This is a genomic window from Microcoleus sp. Pol12B4, from assembly GCF_036701385.1.
Classification (GTDB): Bacteria; Cyanobacteriota; Cyanobacteriia; order Cyanobacteriales; family Microcoleaceae; genus Microcoleus.
The window spans coordinates 1-6,281 of the sequence record NZ_JAUBQR010000266.1 but is presented as its reverse complement, the minus strand read 5'-3'; the positions used below and the strand labels follow the sequence as shown (position 1 = coordinate 6,281).

The 6,281-nt window shown below is 47.3% G+C and carries 4 protein-coding genes and 1 pseudogene; 1 reads left to right on the top strand and 4 read right to left on the bottom strand.

Going from position 1 to position 6,281, the window contains the following annotated elements:
• A partial coding sequence (locus QUA38_RS25580) for an LCP family protein (protein WP_333166890.1) occupies window positions 1-1,253 on the bottom strand: 1,253 nt, incomplete at its 3' end.
• Window positions 1,254-1,358: 105 nt separating this feature from the next.
• A complete protein-coding gene (locus QUA38_RS25575; protein WP_006632079.1) occupies window positions 1,359-1,733 on the bottom strand; it encodes a hypothetical protein in 375 nt (124 codons plus the stop codon).
• 243 nt (window positions 1,734-1,976) lie between these two features.
• On the opposite strand from QUA38_RS25575, the gene rpe reads away from it, so the two are divergent.
• Window positions 1,977-2,678, top strand: coding sequence for a ribulose-phosphate 3-epimerase (gene rpe / locus QUA38_RS25570; protein ID WP_172192955.1), 702 nt, complete (start codon window positions 1,977-1,979; stop codon window positions 2,676-2,678).
• A gap of 230 nt (window positions 2,679-2,908) precedes the next feature.
• On the opposite strand, the gene QUA38_RS25565 is transcribed toward rpe, so the two are convergent.
• Both QUA38_RS25565 and QUA38_RS25560 read right to left on the bottom strand, forming a co-directional pair.
• A complete protein-coding gene (locus tag QUA38_RS25565; protein WP_333166887.1) occupies window positions 2,909-5,263 on the bottom strand; it encodes a VIT domain-containing protein in 2,355 nt (784 codons plus the stop codon).
• 635 nt (window positions 5,264-5,898) lie between these two features.
• Window positions 5,899-6,281, bottom strand: a pseudogene (locus QUA38_RS25560) (hypothetical protein); the annotation flags it as partial.

The following is a 6,281-nucleotide window of genomic DNA, read 5'->3' as shown; positions in this document are numbered from 1 at the left end:
TGAGCTACTAGAGTAGTTACCTCCAGCGGTTCGGGCCAAGCTTTATAAACCTGAACATTCCGATAACCGGCTTGAGTTAAATTATTGACAAAAGCTTCAACAGCCGATTGATCGCCGGTACTATCTTGAACCGCCACCTTCAGAAAAGTCGCATCAGCATTCTCAATTGTCCAAGTATTCTGGCCGAAGTCAAAATGGTCCGCCACCAGAGTTTCGATGCCACTTTGGTCTGGCAACCAAAAACTCGCCTTGTAGTCCTTAGAATCGCTAAATTTGCCGGGAACCATCAACATTTGCACGCCAGCGCGATCGGTTTGAGTAGCAAAACCAGCCAAAGCCACCAATTCTTCTATACTCAAATTCGTGTCAAGGTGAGACTGAATCACCGACAAAATTTTCGGCAAGCGAGACAGCAAACCTACATTAACTTCCTGCTCCACAAAAGCCCGCATCAACAATTGCTGGCGTTGCACCCGCCCGATATCGCCCAAATCGTCGTGCCGGTAAAGCAAATATTGCACGATTTGTTCGCCGTTGAGCTTCTGCTTGCCAGCCTTTAAATTTATATATAAATGCTGGCTTTCATCGGTATACTTCATGTCTTTAGGGACATTGATAGTAATGCCACCAAGTGCATCGACCAAGCTTTTTATGCCTTGAATATTTACTGTGACATAGCGGTCAATTCCCACGCCGCCCAATAGTCCGCTGACTGCCTTCGCTGACGAAGCTGGGCCCCCGTAGTAATTAGCCTCGTTTATTTTCACCTCGCCCCTACCTTCCACATAGGTGCGGGTATCTCGCGGAATGGAAAGCACGCTTAACTTTTTATTTTGAGGGTCAAACCTGACCAACAGCATGGTATCGGTTAACCCCTTGAAAGAGTTCTGCCACACCTCGTATCCCTGCTCCTTATCGGCATGGCCGTCGATGTCTGAACTCAGAACTTTAAGTCCTAAAACTAAAATATTAACTGGGCGAGTCAGCTCCGGCATCTTCATGTTGAGCTTTGCCATGTCGCCTTGAGAAAATACTGCTGCTTCTTCAGGGCTCAACTTTTGTTGCTGAAGCGGCGTTGTGGAAAGGGACACCGCTAGCAACGCTCCGGCTGTGGCTGAGAGCATGGCTACTCCAGCCAAACCAAAACCAAAACCCAACCAGCGGCCTCGATGGGGCTGCGAAGATTTTTTGGTTGAAGGTTGAGCAGTTGATTGTTGGATAGGGTCTTGATTAGGAATTTTTTGAGCTGGCACTGGCTTCCTCACACACAACAAAAATAAAAAAAGATAATGGCAATATGTAGTATCAAGCTGAAGACGCAATCAATCAATACCGTAGGGGCTTAAAAGAACCCTAAATTATGATAAATGTTTGCCCACCACTTGCTCGGCTACGCGACTAATTCCGGGCAACCATAGCGGTTGACGCTTCCAGAGGCGAACCATCAGTCCCAGAGCAACGATGAAATAGCTGGTTGTTAGCAGGCTACTCATTAATAACATGGGAAGTGTCGGAGATTCCGCAGAAATCGCTCCAGCTTCTAAAAGAATATGTCCTAAGAGCCAACTAAAAGCAAGGGCAATTGCTAAGCGGCTGACGGCTTTGCGTTCGGGGCTGCCCTGACGGCGGTAAAGAGTCCACAGGGCCGGGAAAAAGCCGATGACTGGGATCATTAATACAAACAGACTGGCGCGATCGAGTTCAGGATTTTCTAAGGGATCTGTTCTTTTCATAATTCGGTACTCAAAATTTGCAGAAGGTCAGATTTTGCACACAAGTTATTTGTTAGAGGGAAAATTTATATCCTAAACCAAAATTCTGAGAGCTGGGCTGGGGCGATCGCCAAACTTGTCTGTCAGAGGCAAAATTTTTCTGCCCTCCCAATCTCGCGACCGATCGTTGGCAACTTTTCGACCCGGAGACCCGTATTTTGATAAACTGGATACAGCACAGCAGACAGGAGAACAGACTTAGCCATGACCCAATCCCAAAAATCAATTGTTATTGCTCCATCCATATTATCAGCCGATTTTAGCCGTCTCGGAGAAGAGATTCAGGCTGTCGATCGAGCTGGGGCTGACTGGATTCACGTAGATGTGATGGACGGTCGCTTTGTTCCTAATATTACTATCGGGCCGCTGATTGTTGAGGCAATTCGCCCTGTTACTACCAAGGTGATAGATGTCCACTTGATGATTGTGGAGCCGGAGAAGTACGTCGAGGACTTCGCTAAGGCTGGTGCTGACATTATTTCGGTTCACGCCGAGCATAATGCTTCGCCTCACTTGCACCGCACCCTCGGCCAAATTCGGGAATTGGGCAAAATGGCTGGTGTGGTTCTGAATCCTTCGACGCCTTTGGAGTTGATCGAGTACGTGCTGGAACTTTGCGATTTAGTGCTGATTATGAGCGTGAATCCCGGCTTTGGCGGTCAAAGTTTTATCCCGGCTGTTTTGCCGAAAATTCGCCAGTTGCGCAAAATGTGCGACGACAAGGGTCTCGATCCTTGGATTGAGGTAGATGGCGGTTTGAAGGGGAACAATACTTGGCAGGTTCTGGAAGCGGGCGCAAATGCGATCGTCGCTGGTTCTGCTGTGTTTAAGGCGAACGATTACGCAGGTGCGATTGAGGGTATCCGCAACAGCAAGCGCCCGACTCCCGAGTTAGCTGCGGTTTAATTTAAAAATTCGATCGTGTCAGTCAAGTTACCAATAGACTTCTCCTCTCAAAGCAGATTCTGAACAGGCAACGAGGGCCTGTTCCACGATAATTATGGGAGAAGTCTAATAAAAAAAGTGGTTTGCAGTCAGGACGAATAGTCATTATTAAAAAATGGAAGAGCAAATTCTTCCATTTTTTTGTGGGCGATCGAGCAAAAGTATTGCCCGGATTGTTAACTCAAGCTGTTTTACGATCGCACCCGCAGCGTCAGGCGCACTGTATCCCCAATAAAGTGAGGAATGCGCCAGCTAAAGAGGCATTTTTTGATAGTTTTCAGCAACTCCACATCCGCCAAAGTCGAAGCATCAGCATCCACAACTATGCGGCTGGCGCGCACTTTAGTGAAGACAATTTCTAACACCAATTCGCCATTTGTACCGGGCGGCACAGTCAGAGTTGCCAAGTGTTCGTTTAAACTATCGATCGCCCATTCATCCAACCCCGCAGCGCTAACGACTTCTACAGGTGATGTGCCGCGGGGGCGGGCCGGTGCGATCGCGGCGCTGGCTAGTGCGGGCAATGGATACACCCGCTTCTGTGAGCGATTAAATGTGATGCCGCGTTCTTGTTCTTGTTCCATCCAGTCTGTGCAGCCATTATCTTTTACATAGCCTGTGCCGCCCAATACGCCCAGATATTCCACCGCTTCCGGCATTTGTACAGGAACGTTCATCGAGATGGATTCCGTACCCGGTTCGACGCGCACATCATCGCTGACAGCCACAAAAGCCGTGTACTGCGACAGAAGCTGATACGTTAGCGCCGTTTCTGTCACTGTTTCCACCCCCACCTTGGTTTCGTACTGCACCATCTGATTCATCAAATCTTTGATGCGGTGCCGCCCCCAAAGCTGGACAACTGCCGGATTTCCAGGATCGGTAAAGTCGAGTTGGTAGGTTTGGACGTACTGGTGTCCGCCTGCGCTAACCCCTTTAATCTGCAATATTCCAGCTTCGCGATCGCCCTTTTTCCCAAATAGAACCAGCGGTTGTTCGGCAAATAAATCCGGCGCAACTGACGGATAAATTACCGGATTTTCGCCCTCTCCCTGCCAAGTAATTTCCAGATTTACCAACACCGGATTGTTGATTTGCCGGAAAAACTTTTCGACAAATTCCTTAACTGGTTCGTCATGCCGGATAATCCGGGAGATTCCCCGCCCGATTTCCGCAATGCGATCGAGCAAAAAGCGATTGACGGAACTCCCCGCACCGAAACTGTACAGGCGATTCCCCGATTTGAGATGTTGCTGCACTTCGGCGAGAACTTGGTTTTCGTTGCCGATGTAACCGTCGCTGAGGAATACCACAGTTCGCAAGCGCCCGGATGGTGCGGGAAAATCGATCGCCGCCCGAATCCCGCCCAACATTTCCGTAGCGCCAGAAGCGCGCAGTTTGTTGATATATTCGATCGCCTGTTGTCGATTTTCTGCTGTATTTGGTAGCGGTTGTTTTGACAATTGTCGCACTTTGTCGGAAAAATCCAGAATCGAGAAAGTATCCGCTGGATTCAATCCGTTAATAAATTGCCGCAACAATGCCTGACATTGCTGCAAAGGCGCACCGGATTGCGAACCGGAAGTGTCGACTAAAAAAACGACATCTTTCGGCACAATTTCATCGGTTTTGTACTCGATCGCCGGAATCAAGTAAACTGCAAAATGCCCGCCGCGATCGTCCGAATGAGTTAATACCGTCGATTGAGTTGCTCGACCCGCAATTTGATAGCGAACAATCAAATCTTTGTTGGGAATTGTATCTTGATTTCCCAATTTAACGCGCACCATTCGCCCATTTTTCTGCTCGTTTGCTAAAGCAGTTTGGGGGGAGTCGAAATATTCTATTTCCAGTTGGTGGGATGGGGAATTGACGTTACGAATCGGTATGCCCGCCTCAATTTCCAGCGTCACGCCGATATCGTGTCCCGATCGCATTCCCGGTGGCAAAATCGGGGCATTGAGGCGCGACGCATCGGGGACAATATCGGTATCGGAATTGACTGTCATTGGGGCAGGGGCGCTACCGCTAGCAGCCGTTTCATCCAGCGGCGTACCGGGAATATATCGCGGCCCGACAACCATCGGAAAAATGAATTCGTAATCGCCAGCTAAAAATTTCAAACTGTCAGTGTAGCGAATCGTGACATCGATTGATTCACCCGGTTTGATGTTGGCGAGGGACTGGGTGAAAATATTATCTCGCTCCTGTTCCAGCAAACCCGCAGTCCGCCCTTCTTGTTTGGCTTTTTCGTAAATTTCTTGGGCTTCTTCGCGTTTTTTGATGCTGCCTTTAATGGTGCGATCGCCAATTTTAATTTCCATCTCATCTACCGCTGCTTCCGCAGGTAGGGGGAAAATATAGACGGCTTCTAATGGCTTGGTGAAAGGATTTTCAAATTTCTGCGATACTTCAACTCGCGATAAATTTCCGGCAATTTTTGCTCGGACTTCTGTATGTTTCAGGGGAAAAATAAGTTGTTCTCCCTCTGGGGAACGCACGTATAATCCACTGGTTCGATCGGTTGGAGATTTCAAGGATGGCATAAAAGTAGTCCTCCATAAATGATACATCAAAAGGAACTGCAACACGCATCGTCTCGACTGCCTTCACTGTAGCGATTTCGTTTGGGTTTCAGCGCTTGATTTTATTTTATTTTATTTTATTTTATTTTATTTTATTTTATTTTATTTTGTTTTGTTTGCTTTGGATAAAGATTAGAAAGGGAAGCGGGAACGATCGAGAAAAACAACGGATTCCAGTAGGTATCTATCTGTCCTATTAAATAATCGGCTTAGAGAACAGGAATTATGCAAAAAAATCGGTTTTTGGGAAAAATTGTCGCTTTTTCCGAGAAATATTGACGCATAAACCTGGTTTTTGGGTTCTCTAGAGCGTGTTTTCTTGCGTCTTAGATCCCCCCAGTACCCCTTAAAAAGAAGGGAGCAAGAGGGTCAAAGTCCCCTTTTTGGATCTCATAGCGAGCTGGGGGAAAATGTATCCTGTGTTACATGGTAATGGGTAATAGATAATAGGTAATTGGCTCCAAATGACTAACCCATTACCCATTACCTATTACCAGTTCTTAGATCGAGTTATCACCATAGATCCGGGAGAGCCGATTTTTTGTATGCGATCGAGCAAAAGGACACCGCATTGCCGTGTCCCCAGGGGTATCGATTTAGACCGCTACAAAATCGGTAACATTAATCAGCCCTGTTGACACATTGCTGAGAGTTGCTAACAGTTGACCGGAACTGGTAACTCGGAGCGAAGTAGAATTATTTTCTACAGTAATGCTCAGTTGCGAGAAACTTAAACCGCCTGTCAAGCCGATCGCATCGCGACCATCTTGAAAGTCTAAAATAGTCTCGCGGCCGCTGTCTATACTTAAGATAAATCGATCTTCCCCAGTACCTCCAATCAAAGTATCATTCCCCTCATCTCCAAATAACCAATCGTCCCCAGCACTACCCAGTAAACTGTCTTCGTAATTGCTCAACCCCCTTGACAAGAAGAGGAGATAGACATTAGATAAAGGAATGGAAAAACTCCCCGACTTAA